The following is a 16,498-nucleotide window of genomic DNA, read 5'->3' on the forward strand; positions in this document are numbered from 1 at the left end:
CGCTGGCCTCCTCGCATACATGGTTTAGAGCGCTCCGATGCCAATATTATAACATAGCCAGGATCGATCCACCACAGGTCATTCCGCCAGTTTTGCTTGAAGAGCAGCCTTGGCAGCCTGCAGCTTATCTTCTTCCAGTCTGACGTAAGGACTTCTCCATTTGCCCTCAAGCGGGATAAATGTAATGTCGCTCCGGCCCATTCTGAAATAGGTAAACATCATATTCTCAACTTCGCTTGCCGGAATATCCATACGCATATTGTTGCCCACAGCTTCAAGAACACTGAAAATATTCGTAACGCTGGAGACCGACTTCAGCTCATCTGTAATCGCTGCAATCACTTGACTCTGACGTTTATTACGGTCAAAATCGCTTGACATGTTGTTGCCATCGTTAGATTTGCGGTAACGCACGAAATCAAGCGCATCATCGCCATGAAGTGTATGACGGCCTTTGGTCAGATTAATATTCGTGCCGTCCGCATTGTCCACGTAACGCATGTTCATATCAACATCAACTTCAACCCCTCCAACCGCGTCGACGATATCGACGAACCCTTGGAAATTGATCGTTGCCGTATAATCGATCGGGATATCGAAGTACTTCCCGAACATTTTGCGCAGATCCTGCTTGGCCTTCTGCTCCGCTTCCTTGTTCTTCAAGCCATCGTTCTTCGCACTGCTTAGGAAGTTCGCATAATAGGCATTCGCTTTCCGGCTTTTGTACCCATCCAGCTCAATCTTGGAATCTCGCGGGATAGACACAATTGTCGCCGACTTCGTATTCGGATTAAAGGATGCTATCATCATGACGTCCGTATTCAAGCTTCCCGTTTCCTTGCGTGTGTCGATGCCCATCAGCAGGAACGTTACACCCTTCACCTTCACTGACTGATCCTCAGGAATGACAATTGTCGGATCGGCGTCCGAAGTTATCACTTGAATCGCTTCCTTGGACTCCTTATACAGGTAACCAAGATAAGCGGCAATACCAATAAGAATCAGCAGCAGCAGAAACATGAAGCGCCGAAACCAGCGAGCCGGTTTCTTGGGAGGCTTGGAGCCACTAGATCCCTTGGCGCCTCGTGATGCAGATCGTGGCGGCAAAGAAGATTTGTTGCTCATCGCATTCACCTTCGTTAATTATATTTCGGGTTCGCGTCAATGTCGCTGAGCAGCTGTTCTCCCGCTTCGCGCGGGATCATCTGTACTTTGCTGCGCCCTTCCCGTTCGTAACGGATATGTATCATCGTATCGTCTACCCGATCAACGGATATACTCGTCAGACCATGATCCTCTGTTAAGATCTGTAGAAAAAAATCACGGGTATCTATAGCGGCCTGGTCATCCGGCCTCGCATCCGCAACGATTTGAATCTGAAGCCAATTGAACAGCGCATCGTCGAGACGCATGACCACACCTCCGTTTATACTCCGGTAAAAATTTATGGAGCGCTGGGCGGGCGGATCGTTCTTCCGATCGCTGTTGTTCCCGGATTTCTTCATTGATTATCAACTTGAACAGTTGAAATCCGGGAACAAAGGCGAACGCTGCGCTTCTCCAGAACGATTCCGCCCGCTTGCTGCTCCACATCTTATTTAACGCGTCATATCCTCTACACTACTAACAACAACATCAAACTTATTGGTTATAAAGTTTGATAATTCCCTTGCATCTCTTTCTTAAAAACAAGGTTGACTTTACGTAAGAACAAAAGCGGAGGGTCGGAGGGATTCTGAAGAAACGTAGTGTTCGCCTTTAAAGCCCGATTTCAACCTTTCATCACTTTACAATGAAGAAATCGGGCTTTAACAGCGATCGTAAGAACCCTCCGTACCCGCAGCGGCTTAACTTACGTAGTCTTCGTGTTTTTCCCTCTGCCCTTCCACTTGTCGTAGAGCTGGCGGCCGCGCAGCATGAGCATCATCGCTACCGCCACGGACATGCATTGAATGATCGGCAGCTTGTCAATCTGCAGAACGAACAGCACGAATGCTCCAATCGCCATAACAAGATGGACCATTATTTCTTTAATAAGCGGCAGCCGCTGTACACGGAATACCGCATTGAAGATATACATTGTCAAGCATAGGATCAAAATATACGAGATGATGGGGTGAGCTTGAAACCAATCCTGCACCTTGTTCATCCTCCCTTCGTTCCTTCAATTGCTTATACGCCCGATTGAGCTGCCTGCTTGCGCTGTTTGTCCGCACGCTCGCGCTCACTCTTGTTGAGCAGCTTTTTGCGCAAACGGATCGATTTAGGGGTGATTTCGCAATATTCATCATCGTTCAAATATTCCAGCGCCTGCTCCAATGAGAACAGAATCGGCGTTTTCAGACGAACCGTGTCATCCTTGGACGCGGAGCGTACGTTCGTAAGCTGCTTTTCCTTACAAATATTGACGATAATATCGCTGTCGCGATTGTGCTCGCCAACGAGCATGCCTTCATATATCTCTACACCTGGCTCAAGGAACAGAATTCCGCGATCCTCTACTCCCAGCATGCCGTAGAACGTACTCGTACCATTCTCACTGGCAACCAATACGCCTTGGTGACGACCGCCAACCGAAGCGCCTGCAAGCGGGCCGTACTTGTCAAATGCATGGTTCATAATTCCATAACCGCGCGTCAGCGTCAGGAATTGTGTGCGGTAGCCAATCAAGCCGCGAGCTGGAATGATAAACTCTAGACGGACTTGGCCCGTTCCATTGTTGATCATATTGACCATCTCGGCTTTGCGCGAGCCAAGGCTTTCCATGACAGAGCCTGTGCTCTCTTCCGGCACATCGATCAGCAGACGCTCATATGGCTCCATTTTGACGCCATCTTCTACTTTAACGATAACCTCAGGCTTGGAAACTTGAAGCTCAAAGCCTTCACGGCGCATGTTTTCAATCAGAATACTAAGGTGAAGCTCACCACGGCCAGAGACGACGAATGCATCCGGGCTTTCGGTCTCATCAACACGAAGCGCTACATCTGTCTCCAACTCTTTGAACAGACGCTCGCGCAGCTTGCGGGAGGTTACCCATTTGCCTTCGCGTCCTGCGAATGGACTGTTGTTAACGAGGAACGTCATTTGCAATGTCGGCTCGTCGATCTTCAGAACTGGCAGCGCTTCTGGGTTAGCCGGATCAGCAATCGTTTCCCCAATGTTAATCTCGCGAATACCAGCAATGGCAACGATATCGCCCGCGCCAGCCTGCTCGACCTCAATACGCTTCAACCCCTGGAATCCGAACAGCTTCTCAATACGCGCTTGCTTGGTCGCGCCTTCGCGCGTCATAACAGCTACCGTCTGCCCTTGGCGGATAATGCCGCGGTTAACGCGACCGATCGCAATACGGCCCATATATTCATTGTAGTCCAGAAGAGTTACAAGGAATTGAAGCGATGCGTCGACATTCTCTGTCGGGGACGGAATATGGCTGACAATCGTTTCGTACAGCGCATGCATATCCTCATCCTGCTTATCCGGGTCATAGCTCGACGTACCCATCAGAGCAGATGCGTACACAACAGGGAAATCAAGCTGCTCATCATTAGCGCCGAGCTCGATGAACAGGTCCAGCACTTCGTCAACCACTTCAGATGGACGTGCGTTCGGACGGTCGATTTTGTTCAATACAACGATTGGCGTAAGCTGATGCTCAAGCGCCTTGCGCAGCACGAACTTCGTTTGCGGCATACAGCCTTCAAACGCGTCAACGACCAGCAGCACACCGTCAACCATCTTCATAATCCGTTCTACTTCTCCGCCGAAATCAGCATGTCCAGGCGTATCCACAATGTTGATCAAATAATCCTTGTACGTAATTGCAGTGTTCTTGGCCAAAATGGTAATACCGCGCTCCCGCTCCAGATCGTTGGAGTCCATTGCTCTTTCTTGGACAGCTTCGTTATCGCGATATGTTCCGGATTGCTGCAGCAGTTTATCGACTAGTGTCGTTTTGCCGTGGTCAACGTGCGCGATGATTGCGATATTACGTAAATTTTCTCTGGCTTGCATTGTAATTATCCACTCCACTTATATTATTGTCTGATCCTTTAAAACCGTAAACCGTGTCACCAGCGAGCTCGCCTTCCGGCTGTCATCATCCATCCTCCTGCGACGATAAGCCCTGCTGCAATGATGTACATCCCCCAACCCCAGAATACCATGATGACAAAAAAGGATGCCGCAACTAAAGCAAGAATAATTGCGACCGTCAGTGGAAATTTCGGGTGTGACATTTCAAACAGATGATATTCGTACAATCCAACCGCGACCCCTAAAATAAAAAAGGGCCACATGAATTGCATATAGCTCCATCCGAATGCAATGCAAAAAAAGAATATTAAGGCGTTAATCGTTAAAATTGCGCCCGGAATCAGCATAAAAGCAGGCAGCAACCGACCGAAAAACAGCACATGCATTAAAATACCGGGAATAAGCACGAAAAGCGGCCAGATGTTCGTTCCTATAAAAGCAAACAGGCCCAACTTCCCAAGCAAAATGACAAGGCCGACAGCAAGAAACAGTAAGCCGACAGCGTATTGATTTTTCGACATGCGAAATTCCCTTCTCTCGACACTTTTTTATCATTACTAGTTTAAAGGAACGACGGACAAAAAACCAGTGCCATGGGCTATTTCCACAAAAAAAATACCGCCCTTCAGCTTCGAGGGCGGATAAGCGCTGCAATAATGACGAGCGGAACGCATAATAACGGAATGGCTTCGAGCGCAGCGGAATAGGACTGCAGCCATATTCTCGCAATTCCCGGATCGTGCACCAGCATATCCCCTGCCGCGAAGCCAAGCAAGCCTCCGCCTATATAAACAAGGAATGGGAACCGGTGAAGCAGGCTGCCCAGCACATGGCTGCCCCAAATAATCATAGGTATGCTAAGCGCGATTCCGAGCAACATAAGAACGGGCTCGCCTTCTGCCACCGCTGCAATAGCCAGCACATTGTCCAGGCTCATAACAAAATCAGCAGCTACAATGGTGCGGATTGCTCCGCTAATGGAGACCGATTTGCGAATCTGATGGCTCTCGTCTCCGCTCCTTCCCGCAGCATCGCTCACCAGCTTCACAGCAATAATAAAGAGCATCAAGGCTCCAGCGGCCTGCAGGAACGGAATCTCAAGCAGTGTGATGGCTACAAGGGTAAGCAAGCAGCGCAGCAAAACAGCTGCCGCCGTGCCCCACCAAACTGCCTTGCTGCGCTGGGAGGGCGGAAGCTGCTGACTGGCGAGCGCAATGACGATAGCGTTGTCTCCGCTTAACAGCACATTGATAAACACGATTTGAATAAAAACAAGCAGGTTGTCCAGTTGCTCCGCCTCCATCCGCGGCAAGTAGTAAGCGTATCTTGAAAAACACGCTTATCCAACATGTATGTCCAAGTCCCCGCCGATATGATTGTCAAATAACACGAATGCTTGCACGCCCGGAAGCGTATGCATAGAACGAGCACATCTATTAGATATGAAAGGAAGGGACAGGCAGATGGAAATATTATCGCTGGCGTTTTTATCCTCACTGGCCACGATCGTCTTTATAGACCTCATCCTTGCAGGCGACAATGCGATCGTCATTGGACTCGCTGCCCGGAACCTGCCTCATCATCAGCAGAAGAGCGCTGTCATCTGGGGAACGATCGGTGCAGTCGGTATTCGTGCAGTCGCGACAATACTCGTCGTCTACTTGCTTGATATTCCATGGCTGCTGATGGTTGGAGGCATCCTTCTCTTATGGATTGCATATAAGCTGCTTGTAGATGAGAACAGCCACGAGAACATCAAGCCTGGCCAAACACTATGGGCTTCAATACGCACGATTATTATTGCCGATGCCGCCATGGGCTTGGACAATGTTATAGCGGTCGCTGGCGCGGCCCATGGCAATTATTTGCTTGTCATACTCGGCCTCATTATCAGCATTCCGATTGTCGTTTGGGGCAGTACGCTGTTCATTAAAGTCATCAACCGATTTCCTTGGATCGTCTATCTGGGCTCAGGAGTACTGGCATACACGGCAGCCAAAATGATAACTCACGAGCCGAAGATCGAGCATTTCTTCCAGAGCAGCCCACTTTTCAAATGGTCGTTCATGGTTCTCGTCATCATACTCATCATCGTCGCAGGGTTATGGAAGAACAATTTACGACTGCGGATGATTGCAAATAAAAAGAACCGTCAGGGAAGTTCGCCCTGACGGTTCTCTTTGTTCTTTCTCACGATTATCCGCGATTATTTACTCGTACCTGTCCCATTAGAACCAATCGTCCTGCCCAGCGTCTTCTGCGGATGCTCTCGATCCTGGAGCCACCACAATGGTCTCGACACTGGCTATAGCTTCTGCAATCATTTCATCCAGTCTTGGAATATAAGCTTCAATTTTTTGAACTACCTTTAAATTCGGATTTGTCGTCGGGGATTTGGGTACAAATAACGTACAGCAATCCTCATACGGCAGTATAGAGGTTTCGTAAGTCCCAATCTCCTCCGCTATACGGATAATATCATTCTTATCCATCATAATTAGCGGTCGCAGCAGCGGCAGGTCGGTTGTTCTGCCGATGACATTCATGCTGCCTAGTGTTTGGCTCGCCACTTGTCCCAGACTGTCTCCCGTAACGATGCCGAGCGCACCGGATTGCTCCGCCAGTCCCTGGGCAATTCGCAGCATCGACCGGCGCATGAGTGTAATGATTAGCGGCTCCTGATTGCAAGCTGCGAGTGCCGTTTGAATTTCCGTGAAGGATACCATGTGCAGCTTGAGCGGAACACCGCTGTAATGCGATAGCCGCCTCGTCAACTCGATCACCTTGTCCTTGGCCTGCTCGCTTGTGAACGGGTAGCTGTGGAAATGCACAGCTTCCAGCTCAAGGCCTTTGCGCATCGACAGATAGCCTGCTACGGGGCTGTCTATGCCCCCCGAGAGCAGCAGCATGGCTTTTCCATTCGTGCCGTATGGATATCCTCCTGCACCCTCCACGATTTCGCTAAAAATATAAGTGCCCTCCGGCTGAATCTCGACGCGCAGCTCAATCTCAGGCTCTTTTACATTGACCTTCAGATCAGGGAATGCACGAAGCACATGCGATCCCACCAAATGATTCATCTTAGGGGAATCATAGGGAAATGACTTCTCAACACGACGTACAGACACCTTGAAAGTGCGGGGAGCTTTAGGAAGAGCGCGCATGACCTCCAGCGATACTTCCTGAATAATCTCAAGCTGTGATTCGGTTCGCCTGACAGGGCTGAAGGAATGAATGCCGAAAACATGCTTCAAACCCTTCGCGATGGATTCATAGGGCTCGCCATGCAAAGTAATATACAGCCTGCCGTATGTACGAGTTACCTCAGCCTTCGGGAACGGCTCCAATACCTGCTTAACTTTGTCCAGCATTCGTCTCTCAAATTGGCCGCGATTGCGTCCCTTTAAAGTAAATTCGCCGTAACGAATCAAGATCATATCTGCATTCATTCTCGTTGACCCTTCCTTTCAAGCGGCTTGAGCTTGCTAACGACCAGCGGCAGCATCTGGCAAAGCCATTCCAGCTCCACATCGCCATGCTCATCGCCGAAGCTGATGCGAATGCCGCTGGCGGCTTGCGCGTGCGACAGTCCCATCGCTTGGAGTACACGGCTGGGCTTGTCATCCTTGGAGGAGCAAGCGGACTTCGTCGATGCCAGAATCCGATGCTTTTCCAGCATGTGGACAAACACTTCGGGCTTCATGCCAGGGTAAGAGAAGTTGACGATATGAGGCGCCATCTCCTGCAAGATGCCACCGCCCTTCGATGCCCCATCTGCCTCTGGCATCTCGGCCACAGAGGATGCTAGTCCGAGTCCGTTGAGCACTAGCTCAGGAATCTCTCCAACACAGCGGACGAGCCGATCGCGCAGCCCATTCATCCTCATGAGGCGTTCCTTCTGGCCCCCCATGGCGATCCGGAACGCCTTGGCAGCTGCTACAATTGCCGCCACGTTCTCAGTACCCGGGCGCAGACCGTCTTCCTGTCCTCCACCCGCCATTAACGGCTCCAATTGAACACCGTCCCTGACGTAAAGCAGACCAACCCCTCTCGGTCCTCTTACCTTGTGGGCAGAAGCCGTGAACAGGTCCACTCCCCAATCGCGCAGCCGAACGGGCAGCTTGCCGACACTTTGCACGCCATCGACATGGAAGTAAACATTCCGTTTCTCCTTCAACAGCGAGCCGATCGCTTCAATGGGCTGAATAGCTCCGACCTCATTATTGACATGCATAATACTGACAAGTGAAGTCTCCTCTGTCAATGCCGACTCCACATCGCTCAATGATACAAAACCTGCACGATTCACTGGCAGATAAGTAATGCGGAAGCCCTCTCTCTCCAGCTTCTTACATGCATCATATACAGATGGATGCTCAATTGCCGATGTTATCACGTGCTTGCCTCGCGCATTGCTGCGGCGTGCCGCACCGACTATGGCCAGATTGTTGCTCTCTGTGCCACCGGAAGTAAAAACCCATTCCTTCGCGTCCGTATGAAATAGCTCCCCAATAAGACCTCTTGAACGCTGGAGCAGCTTTCTCGATTCCATCCCGCTGCGATGCAAAGAGGAAGGATTGGCGTAGTGCAGCAGCATCACCTCTGACAGTGTGCGTATAACTTCTTCATGTGGAGGCGTTGAAGCGCAATGGTCAAAATAAATCATCGATCCCGACGTTCCCCTTTGCCGCAAAATAAAAAGATCAACGATGTAAGTCTGCATGAAGCGCAGCACTTTCCCCGCGATCTGTTCGTTTGGTTTATGATTGAATATAGATTAGGAAAAGATATACATCGCCTGAGCGTTCATCACTTTCGCAATATACTTCTGCGTTTCTTGAGGCAGCAGGTGCAGCTTATCTGCTACATCTGCATCCGTCTGGATACCAAGACGGTCAACCCGGCCAGGACCGGCATTATAACCAGCAAGCGCAGCCTGTACATTCCCATTAAACTTGTCAAGCAAGTAGGATAAATACCGCGTTCCGCCATTGATATTCTGCACCGGATCAAATGGATTGCTTACTCCCAGACCACGAGCCGTACCATCCATTAACTGCATAAGGCCTTTGGCGCCTGCAGACGATACCGCATTGGGATTGTATGAGGATTCTGTATCAATAACCGCTTTAATGAGCGTTGGGTCGACGTTGTATTTGGCCGCAGCCGTTTGAATATATTCATCATACGTCGTTTCGCTTGCACCTGTCTGGCTAAACTCGTATGTCGCAGCTGGCGGCATTACACCTTTGAACATTGGCATAAGCGCATCAGTACCTGAGGAAGTCAAAAGAGCATCCCCTGAATCCAATCCAAAGCCGCTTGAAGTCGCGCCGGATAGAAGCTGGCTTAGCATTGAACCAAATAAAGAAGATCCATCCTGACTATCTGGAGAGAGCACATTCGATGTGCTGCCATTCCGATCAAGATTTTGCATCCATTGAAGTTTAAGCAGCGTTTTCATGATCTGCGGATCTATGCTCATTGTAAGCCTCCATCATATTGGCAATCAAAATTTGACAACCTTTGATCTTATTTTACACCGTTTTCCCCATATTCGCCAGTGAGTAATTAGTCCTAGCTTCAATGTGCCGAAATGGCAGAAATAAACGAAGAAGTTCGCATGCATTCCATTGCTGTAAAATCAGGCTGTTGAGAAAATCACGCACTGCGTGTAGCTCCCAGCACGATGTTTCGCTGCATGACAGAGGTCGGTCGACCACATGACCGGGACATGACCGGGAACATGACGGGGACACTTCGCTTCTGGCTTGCAACTCTTTTCCAGCACGCCTCACGTAGCGCCTCGCGTTACTATTCGTAGCTATATCACGGTATCTTCGCCTAAGGAGATGGCCGAAGAGCATTCTCCGATGCTTTGTCATCCGTAAGATGGTTTTTCAGCTTTACAGCGCTCCTCCCTCCACTTTTCTGAGCTGTAACGCGGTATTTCCGCCTTATGGAGATGGCCGAAGAGCATTCTCCGATGCTTTGTCATCCGTAAGCTGGTTTTTCAGCTTTACAGCGCTCCTCCCTCCATTTTTCTGAGCTGTAACGCGGTATTTCCGCCTTATGGAGATGGCCGAAGAGCATTCTGCGATGCTTTGTCATCCGTAAGCTGGTTTTTCAGCTTTACAGCGCTCCTCCCTCCATTTTTCTGAGCTGTAACGCGGTATTTCCGCCTTATGGAGATGACCGAAGAGCATTTTCCGATGCTTTGTCATCTGTAAGATGGTTTTTCAGCTTTACAGCGCTCATCGCTCCATTTTTCTGAGCTGTAACGCGGTATTTCCGCCTTATGGAGATGACCGAAGAGCATTCTCCGATGCTTTGTCATCCGTAAGATGGTTTTTCAGCTTTACAGCTCTCTTCGGTCTGTTTTTCTGAGTTGTAACGCGGTATTTCCGCCTTATGGAGATGAACGATGAGCTTTCTGCGACGTATCTGGACTGACTCAGACTGACTCTCTCTAGAGCCTGATTTTATACGTAAAATGACAGCAACTTTCAGCTCCCAGTTTCAATCTGGGGGTGACGTTATCGATGTCTTGAGAGCTCGGCTCAAACCTGATCCAGCAAATCGCAACAACCGCGTCACGCCTGGTTTCAGGCCGCACCTGTTGCTACTGTCGGTGCAGGAACGTTCCTTGCTGCCCCTTTAGGTGTCAAAGAGTCGTTCCAAAATTCCGTGAAGGTGAAGCAGCCAAGAAAAAGAGGCTCTCCCTCTGTAGTTAATACCTACATGCGGGACAGCCCCTTCGCACAACACACCGCTGTACGATGTGTTGTGCTGAATCAGGTCAAAGCATAATAAAGCGGAATAAGAATCAAATAAGCAAGCGCTGAGATAAGACCTAGCGTAATTGACCATGTGCCGAGACCGCGGCTGCCTTGACGAAAGGCAATAAAGCCCAGAACAGCAGCTGATATCCCAAGCAGTACTGGCCATATGAACCATGATATCAGCGCGATTGCCAAGCCAGCCCAGCCTACAGCAACTCCGGCTGAACGCGTTTCTTTCCTTGCATACTCGCGACGCTCGCCATCCGAGGCATTACCCATCACTCCTGGAACCGCCAGCTCCGCTGCCATTTCTTCCTGATGAGATTTATCGGGCTTATGCGAACGTTCGGACCTCTTGCCATTATGCGAGCCGTTTCTTGAATGATGCCCCATGTCACTCATCACTCCTTAGGTTTAAAGGTATGGCAGCAAGTGTCAGCAGATTCAGGAGCTGTATCCTGATGGTTAGAGCCAAACTCCTCCCCAGCAAATTCGGAATCCAAATTCACCTTCGAATGACTGTCGATGTCGATCATAATTTGATCAGCGCCACATTGGTTGCCCTGCGCCCAATAGGAACAGTTGGCAACGCTGCAGCTAACGCCCTTCGGCATAAAAATCACCCCCGGTATCAAGTTGCCCGTACCGGGGGTGCCTTATGCTTGCCTTATTTTTGTCCTTGCATACGACGTTGGGTCATGTAGTCGCTCTCATAGAAGGCGAGGTCGTCGCGAAGCTCTTCATAAAATTTAGATACCGTCATGACGATTTCCTTCGCCACACGCAGCGGCTTCGAACGGAAACGTATCGCATCCTGACCGGTATAAGCGTAACGACCATCCTCGGAGTAGCATTCATTCTTAGGGTAATAGAACGCATTCACACATTGATGATACACTTCATAAAGTACGCGCTCCGCGAATTCAATATCGAAATTGGGGCGTCTCAAGGCAACTCCCAGCTTTTCGTAGGCGACTTCCGAAAAAACGAGCAAGTGGCGCAGATCGGATAGCAACCCTTTATAGAAAAGCTCCGCCTCATTGCCATTATCCTCTGCTGTCAGCCCTGGAAGCGCGTGCTGATTAAGAAATATTTCCAATTGGCCGATTGCTTCTTTTAATTTGTTTCTAGTAGATTCAGTGAGTGGCTTCACATTTGTCGAAGGCATAGGTAGTTCCCCTTTCGTAATCCAGAACAGTACTTAAATCAAACCACCAACATCGTACCACAAAATGCTGTCTTATGGTACTGTCCTTTGCTGAGATTGGCCGTATATTTTACCGAAATAGACCGAACTCTAACAAAGAGCGGCCAAGCAGGCAGGCCGTATTCACTAATGAGGAGGAAGAATCGCGATGCGACGCAAATGGATCGGCTTTGCTGGGGTATTGGCAGCGGCCGCTTTTCTCATCCCACTCTCGCCTTGGTTCACTGCCCGTGCCCCTGTCGCACCAAGGCAGAATAATACCCACATAAACCGCACGAGCGGAATTAAGCCCATAACCGCTGCACAAGAGCAGCAGATGAAGATCAAAACCGTCCAGCAGGATATGGATGCCACTGCGATGCTTTGTGCTGCAGAATGCGCCCGGAATTTGCATAAGCTTATGCTTCAGGACACTTCCTCGAAGGATAAGAAGAGCAACCTGAAGCATATGATGAGCATGCATAAACAAATGATCTATGTACGCTGGGTTAACAAAGGACATGAGCTCGTCAGGGGGAAGCTCCCGACGGGTGCAGCAGAAATGATGCAGAACCGCCTCAAGCAAGCGACAGCGGCCATCGCAAACGGACAGCATTACACCTCCCCGCCAATAACTGTGAATGGACAGGCTTACCTTGTTCTGGCAGTGCCGGATGAGCGGCGGAAGGGCGATGGCATCTTTGGCGTCGTGCTTCAAGATGTTATTAACCAAGTCGAACGGCATCAGAAGCGCAATTTGCGCCTCCTCCCTTACCCGGCAGAAGGAAAATATAAGATTGAATCGGTATTGCCCAACTCCACCGTAGATATTACAGTCAAAGATGGCGAGGATAATGGCAACGCGAGTCATTATCATGTCAATGAAGTCGTGGTAAAGTTCAATCGCCAGCCTTCCGCGGATGAGCTGAGCAAAATAAAGAATGATATCTCCGCACATTCTGTCCGAAAGCTTGGCGCCACTTATATTTTTCGTTCCAGAAAATTGGAGGCCAAGCCATTAATCCAATATTTCAATCAGTCATGGAATCCGCAGTATGTAGAGCCGCATTATTTGTATTTGACGAACGACACTTCCATTGTGCCTAACGATGCGCTTTATTCCAAATACCAATGGAATCTGCCCTCTATAGAGACGGAGAAGGGCTGGAATTTAACCAAGGGCAGCGAGAAGGTTATTATTGCCGTTCTGGATACAGGCGTCCAGGCCGACCATCCCGATCTGAAGGGCAAGCTGATGACCGGCACGAACATTATGGACGACAGTATAGCGCCTGATGATGATGTCGGTCACGGCACTCATGTCGCAGGCATTATCGCTGCCTCTGTGAACAATGGAGAAGGCGTCGCGGGACTCTCATGGTACAACAAGGTGCTTCCAGTCAAGGTTCTCGACAGCAGCGGGGCGGGCTCAACCTATTCGGTCGCTGAAGGCATTATATGGGCAACCGATCATGGCGCCAAAGTGATCAATATGAGCTTGGGCAACTATGCGCAGGCCGAATTTCTGCATGACGCGATCAAATATGCATACGAGCATGATGTCGTGCTGGTTGCAGCAAGCGGCAATGACAACACAGAACGCCCAGGCTTCCCTGCCGCTTATCCAGAGGTGTTCGCGGTTGCTTCAACAGATGCAGACGGTTCGAAGTCATCCTTCTCCAACTATGGCGACTATATCGATGTCGCTGCACCGGGAGCCAGCATTGCCAGCACCTATCCTGGCAGTCAATACGCGGCATTGTCCGGAACGTCTATGGCCAGCCCGCATGTCGCGGCTCTAGCCGGTTTGATCCGCTCCATTAATCCCGATCTTTCCAACGAGGAAGTCATGAAGATCATGCGTGCCTCCGCACAGGATTTGGGCGATGCAGGCAAAGATAACTATTTCGGCTATGGTCAGATTGATGTCGTTCATGCACTTGAAAAAGCACGTCAATCCGCCGTTTCCTTGCAGCAGTTCCCCAAGCAGCTGGAACGCCGCCTGACTGGAATCGCCAGTAAATACAAGTAAAGAGCGCATCAAAAAAGACTGCTCCCTTCGCTCTCGCAACCGAGGACGAATGGTGCAGTCTTTCGTTCATTATGCAGATAAGATTCGTTACGGAAAGCTTGCCATAAGCCGGGTTCTGTGCTTCCGGTGGTGATAACGGGAACGACCCTCCCACTAACGAAGCGACAATCATCTATCTAGGCCCGTCATTGCTGACGCGCTCAAGCAACCAACCCGAACACGCCCCGGGTAAGGGTGCAGGAAGCGTGAGCTTCCGTGCTGTGTTCTCTCGGTCTTGCTCCAGATGGGGTTTACCAGCACCGTTGTCACCAACGGTCCTCGTGGTCTCTTACACCACGGTTCCACCCTTGCCTGTGCCGGCGCTAGGCCGGCCATCGGCGGTCCATTTCTGTGGCACTATCCTTCGGCTCGCGCCGACTGGACGTTATCCAGCATCCTACCCTGCGGAGCCCGGACTTTCCTCTCGCGGCTTATGAGGCCGCCAGCGATTGTCTGTCAAACTTTCCGTGTATTAGCTAGTATACTGTGAACGCGGCAAAAGCTCAAGGAAGAAAGCTTTCCCGTTCTTCCTTATCATCCCTGACGCGGGCTAGACGAAGGCGAACGGCTCCGTCTCAATCGTCGAAGCAACAGCAAGCGTCGCATATTTGCGTTCCGTCAGCTCTTCATTCAGCCATGCTGCCACGCGCGGCTTCATGATTTTTTCAATATTGTGGCCAGGATCAATGATCGATAGACCGGCAGCCAGCGCATCATGCGCCGTATGGTAATCAATATCTCCGGTTATGAGCACATCAGCTCCAGCGAAAAGCGCGTGGCGATAATATCTGGCCCCAGAACCGCCAAGCACAGCAACCTTCTTCACCTGTCGCTCCGGGTCGCCAACTAGCCTTGCAGCGGGAACGTCGAAGACGTCCTTCACCCGTTCAGCCAGCTCTCCAAGCTTGAGCGACTCACCCAGCTTGCCAACACGGCCAAGTCCGAAGGAACGTCCTTTCAGATCCATGGGATACAGATCATAGGCGACCTCTTCATAAGGATGCGCCTTTAGCATCGCTTGAATGACTTTGCGCTGAGCGCTTTGCGGCACGATGGTCTCCACACGAATTTCCTGCACGCGCTCCAGCTTGCCCTCCTGCCCGATATAAGGCTTCGAGCCTTCACCAGGCACGAATGTGCCTGTTCCCTCAATATTGAAGCTGCAGCAGTCATAACTGCCGATACCGCCAGCGCCAGCCTTCCATATCGCTTGCAGCACGCCCTCGTGATGGGTCTGCGGAACAAACACAACAAGCTTGTACAGCTTATCGGTATGGACATCCTCCAGACAGGCCCGCCCTTCAGCGGCAATCCCCACCAGATCGGCCATCCAATCGTTAATGCCGCCTTCTGCAACGTCCAGATTCGTATGCGAGATATAGACTGCGATATCATGCTTGATCAGCTTCTCATAGAGCTTGCCTGCCGGAGTGGACGTATCCAGCTTCGCCAGCGGCCGGTATATTATCGCATGATGAGCAATAATCAGCTCAGCGCCCGCAGCAATCGCCTCATCGACAACCGCATCCGTAACATCCAGCGCAACCAGCACTTTACTTACATTTTTGTTCAACGTACCGAGCTGCAGACCAATTTTGTCATTCTCTACAGCATAATGCTTGGGAGCAAGCTGCTCCATTAGCTGGACGATGGTTTGACCGTTGGCAAGCATGCCAGCACCTCCCCGATCAGATTCATTTCTTGCCGGAATGCAGCTTCCTTCTCCCTTGCTTCCGATGTATCGGATTGCAGCATTTGCCCGCAAATACGCTCAAGCTTCGCCAGCTCAAGCTGCCATTTGCGAACAAGACATGCTGACGGCTCCCTCAGAAGCAGTGGCCCCATTGCATACAGCAGCTTTCTGCCCGCTGACTCAGTCAGCTTCAACGGCAGAAAGGAAGAATCATACAACGCTTCATTATGGCTGTCGGCATTAGCTGCCTTAATCGCGTGCAGCACTTCGTAAATTCGGCCGTCCTCTTCCATAATGATTTCATTTTGAAGGGCGAATCGGCGTTCAACGAGCCATCTGCGAACGAGATCCTCGCCTACGTTGGGCTGGAGAACAAGCTCTTTCACTTGCTGGAGCTTGCCTCCCTGCCAGCCGGCTTCGAGAATCATGCTCATCAAGCTTCCACCCATGCCTGCAATCGTCACCGTATCCGCATCGCCTGCATTCAGGACGGACATGCCGTCGCCATGTCTGACGTCAATTACATTTGCCAGCCCTGCTTCAGCTACGCCCCTAACGGCGGCTTGCCATGGACCCTTGTTCAATTCCCCGGCAATAGCGGACGGGCATCGACCGCTTTGTACGAGATAAACCGGAAGCAGCGCATGATCGGAGCCGATATCGGCTATTCGCGATCCAGGCGTTACAAGGTCTGCAATACTTTGCAATCTTTTGGACAACTTTATCAT

General features: G+C 50.5%; 16 protein-coding genes and 1 other RNA gene. 2 read left to right on the forward strand and 15 right to left on the reverse strand.

Annotated elements, in window-relative coordinates:
* Positions 1-78: 78 nt before the first annotated feature.
* The 6 genes from L6H65_RS18305 to L6H65_RS18330 all read right to left on the reverse strand — a co-directional run bounded on the left by L6H65_RS18305 (position 79) and on the right by L6H65_RS18330 (position 5,341).
* Positions 79-1,125, reverse strand: coding sequence for an LCP family protein (locus L6H65_RS18305; RefSeq protein ID WP_236344101.1), 1,047 nt, complete (start codon positions 1,123-1,125; stop codon positions 79-81).
* Positions 1,126-1,139: 14 nt separating this feature from the next.
* Entirely contained in the window at positions 1,140-1,412 is a 273-nt protein-coding gene (locus L6H65_RS18310; RefSeq protein ID WP_236344102.1) for a hypothetical protein, read from the reverse strand.
* A gap of 440 nt (positions 1,413-1,852) precedes the next feature.
* Entirely contained in the window at positions 1,853-2,140 is a 288-nt protein-coding gene (locus L6H65_RS18315; RefSeq protein WP_236344144.1) for a YlaH-like family protein, read from the reverse strand.
* A 32-nt stretch (positions 2,141-2,172) separates the two neighbouring features.
* Entirely contained in the window at positions 2,173-4,017 is a 1,845-nt protein-coding gene (gene typA, locus L6H65_RS18320) for a translational GTPase TypA (RefSeq protein ID WP_236344103.1), read from the reverse strand.
* A 56-nt stretch (positions 4,018-4,073) separates the two neighbouring features.
* On the reverse strand, positions 4,074-4,559 hold the full coding sequence (locus tag L6H65_RS18325) for a hypothetical protein (protein ID WP_236344104.1): 486 nt from the start codon (positions 4,557-4,559) through the stop codon (positions 4,074-4,076).
* A 104-nt stretch (positions 4,560-4,663) separates the two neighbouring features.
* Positions 4,664-5,341: a TerC family protein gene (locus tag L6H65_RS18330; RefSeq protein ID WP_236344145.1), complete on the reverse strand. Its 678-nt coding sequence runs from the start codon at positions 5,339-5,341 to the stop codon at positions 4,664-4,666.
* A gap of 160 nt (positions 5,342-5,501) precedes the next feature.
* Here L6H65_RS18330 and L6H65_RS18335 point away from each other — a divergent pair, with 160 nt between their 5' ends.
* Positions 5,502-6,209: a TerC family protein gene (locus L6H65_RS18335; RefSeq protein ID WP_236344105.1), complete on the forward strand. Its 708-nt coding sequence runs from the start codon at positions 5,502-5,504 to the stop codon at positions 6,207-6,209.
* A 57-nt stretch (positions 6,210-6,266) separates the two neighbouring features.
* Here L6H65_RS18335 and thiI read toward each other — a convergent pair whose 3' ends face one another.
* The 6 genes from thiI to L6H65_RS18365 form a co-directional block, all read right to left on the reverse strand.
* Entirely contained in the window at positions 6,267-7,487 is a 1,221-nt protein-coding gene (thiI, locus tag L6H65_RS18340; protein WP_236344106.1) for a tRNA uracil 4-sulfurtransferase ThiI, read from the reverse strand.
* Positions 7,484-8,761 carry a cysteine desulfurase family protein gene (locus tag L6H65_RS18345; protein ID WP_236344107.1) on the reverse strand — a complete coding sequence of 426 codons (1,278 nt, stop codon included), beginning with the start codon at positions 8,759-8,761 and terminating at the stop codon, positions 7,484-7,486. Before L6H65_RS18345 ends, thiI begins: the two co-directional genes overlap by 4 nt.
* A 54-nt stretch (positions 8,762-8,815) precedes the next feature.
* Positions 8,816-9,523: a lytic transglycosylase domain-containing protein gene (locus L6H65_RS18350; protein ID WP_236344108.1), complete on the reverse strand. Its 708-nt coding sequence runs from the start codon at positions 9,521-9,523 to the stop codon at positions 8,816-8,818.
* A 1,309-nt stretch (positions 9,524-10,832) separates the two neighbouring features.
* A complete protein-coding gene (locus L6H65_RS18355; RefSeq protein WP_236344109.1) occupies positions 10,833-11,213 on the reverse strand; it encodes a hypothetical protein in 381 nt (126 codons plus the stop codon).
* 8 nt (positions 11,214-11,221) lie between these two features.
* Positions 11,222-11,434 (reverse strand): DUF1540 domain-containing protein, encoded by a 213-nt coding sequence (locus L6H65_RS18360; protein WP_236344110.1) that lies wholly within the window; start codon positions 11,432-11,434, stop codon positions 11,222-11,224.
* Positions 11,435-11,487: 53 nt separating this feature from the next.
* Positions 11,488-11,988, reverse strand: coding sequence for a YpuI family protein (locus L6H65_RS18365; protein WP_236344111.1), 501 nt, complete (start codon positions 11,986-11,988; stop codon positions 11,488-11,490).
* Between the two features lie 187 nt (positions 11,989-12,175).
* Here L6H65_RS18365 and L6H65_RS18370 point away from each other — a divergent pair, with 187 nt between their 5' ends.
* The gene (locus L6H65_RS18370; RefSeq protein ID WP_236344112.1) at positions 12,176-14,038 is read left to right on the forward strand and encodes a S8 family peptidase; all 1,863 of its coding nucleotides are present in this window, start codon (positions 12,176-12,178) and stop codon (positions 14,036-14,038) included.
* Between the two features lie 89 nt (positions 14,039-14,127).
* On the opposite strand, the gene rnpB is transcribed toward L6H65_RS18370, so the two are convergent.
* The 3 genes from rnpB to L6H65_RS18385 all read right to left on the reverse strand — a co-directional run bounded on the left by rnpB (position 14,128) and on the right by L6H65_RS18385 (position 16,498).
* An RNA gene (gene rnpB, locus L6H65_RS18375) (RNase P RNA component class A) lies at positions 14,128-14,542 on the reverse strand.
* A gap of 85 nt (positions 14,543-14,627) precedes the next feature.
* A complete protein-coding gene (locus tag L6H65_RS18380; RefSeq protein WP_236344113.1) occupies positions 14,628-15,749 on the reverse strand; it encodes a Nif3-like dinuclear metal center hexameric protein in 1,122 nt (373 codons plus the stop codon).
* Entirely contained in the window at positions 15,716-16,498 is a 783-nt protein-coding gene (locus L6H65_RS18385) for a tRNA (adenine(22)-N(1))-methyltransferase (RefSeq protein WP_307728367.1), read from the reverse strand. The genes L6H65_RS18380 and L6H65_RS18385 overlap by 34 nt, the downstream gene beginning before the upstream one ends.

Origin of the sequence: Paenibacillus plantiphilus (genome assembly GCF_927798095.1) — a bacterium.
GTDB lineage: Bacteria > Bacillota > Bacilli > Paenibacillales > Paenibacillaceae > Paenibacillus_Z > Paenibacillus_Z plantiphilus.

What these genes read in the sequence shown, in the direction of transcription:
- L6H65_RS18305 (WP_236344101.1), bottom strand. Translation starts at nt 1,125, where the DNA reads ATGAGCAACAAATCTTCTTTGCCGCCACGATCTGCATCACGAGGCGCC.
- L6H65_RS18310 (WP_236344102.1), bottom strand. Translation starts at nt 1,412, where the DNA reads ATGCGTCTCGACGATGCGCTGTTCAATTGGCTTCAGATTCAAATCGTT.
- typA (WP_236344103.1), bottom strand. Translation starts at nt 4,017, where the DNA reads ATGCAAGCCAGAGAAAATTTACGTAATATCGCAATCATCGCGCACGTT.
- L6H65_RS18325 (WP_236344104.1), bottom strand. Translation starts at nt 4,559, where the DNA reads ATGTCGAAAAATCAATACGCTGTCGGCTTACTGTTTCTTGCTGTCGGC.
- L6H65_RS18330 (WP_236344145.1), bottom strand. Translation starts at nt 5,341, where the DNA reads ATGGAGGCGGAGCAACTGGACAACCTGCTTGTTTTTATTCAAATCGTG.
- L6H65_RS18335 (WP_236344105.1), top strand. Translation starts at nt 5,502, where the DNA reads ATGGAAATATTATCGCTGGCGTTTTTATCCTCACTGGCCACGATCGTC.
- thiI (WP_236344106.1), bottom strand. Translation starts at nt 7,487, where the DNA reads ATGAATGCAGATATGATCTTGATTCGTTACGGCGAATTTACTTTAAAG.
- L6H65_RS18345 (WP_236344107.1), bottom strand. Translation starts at nt 8,761, where the DNA reads ATGCAGACTTACATCGTTGATCTTTTTATTTTGCGGCAAAGGGGAACG.
- L6H65_RS18350 (WP_236344108.1), bottom strand. Translation starts at nt 9,523, where the DNA reads ATGAGCATAGATCCGCAGATCATGAAAACGCTGCTTAAACTTCAATGG.
- L6H65_RS18355 (WP_236344109.1), bottom strand. Translation starts at nt 11,213, where the DNA reads ATGGGGCATCATTCAAGAAACGGCTCGCATAATGGCAAGAGGTCCGAA.
- L6H65_RS18360 (WP_236344110.1), bottom strand. Translation starts at nt 11,434, where the DNA reads ATGCCGAAGGGCGTTAGCTGCAGCGTTGCCAACTGTTCCTATTGGGCG.
- L6H65_RS18365 (WP_236344111.1), bottom strand. Translation starts at nt 11,988, where the DNA reads ATGCCTTCGACAAATGTGAAGCCACTCACTGAATCTACTAGAAACAAA.
- L6H65_RS18370 (WP_236344112.1), top strand. Translation starts at nt 12,176, where the DNA reads ATGCGACGCAAATGGATCGGCTTTGCTGGGGTATTGGCAGCGGCCGCT.
- L6H65_RS18380 (WP_236344113.1), bottom strand. Translation starts at nt 15,749, where the DNA reads ATGCTTGCCAACGGTCAAACCATCGTCCAGCTAATGGAGCAGCTTGCT.
- L6H65_RS18385 (WP_307728367.1), bottom strand. Translation starts at nt 16,498, where the DNA reads ATGATAAAGTTGTCCAAAAGATTGCAAAGTATTGCAGACCTTGTAACG.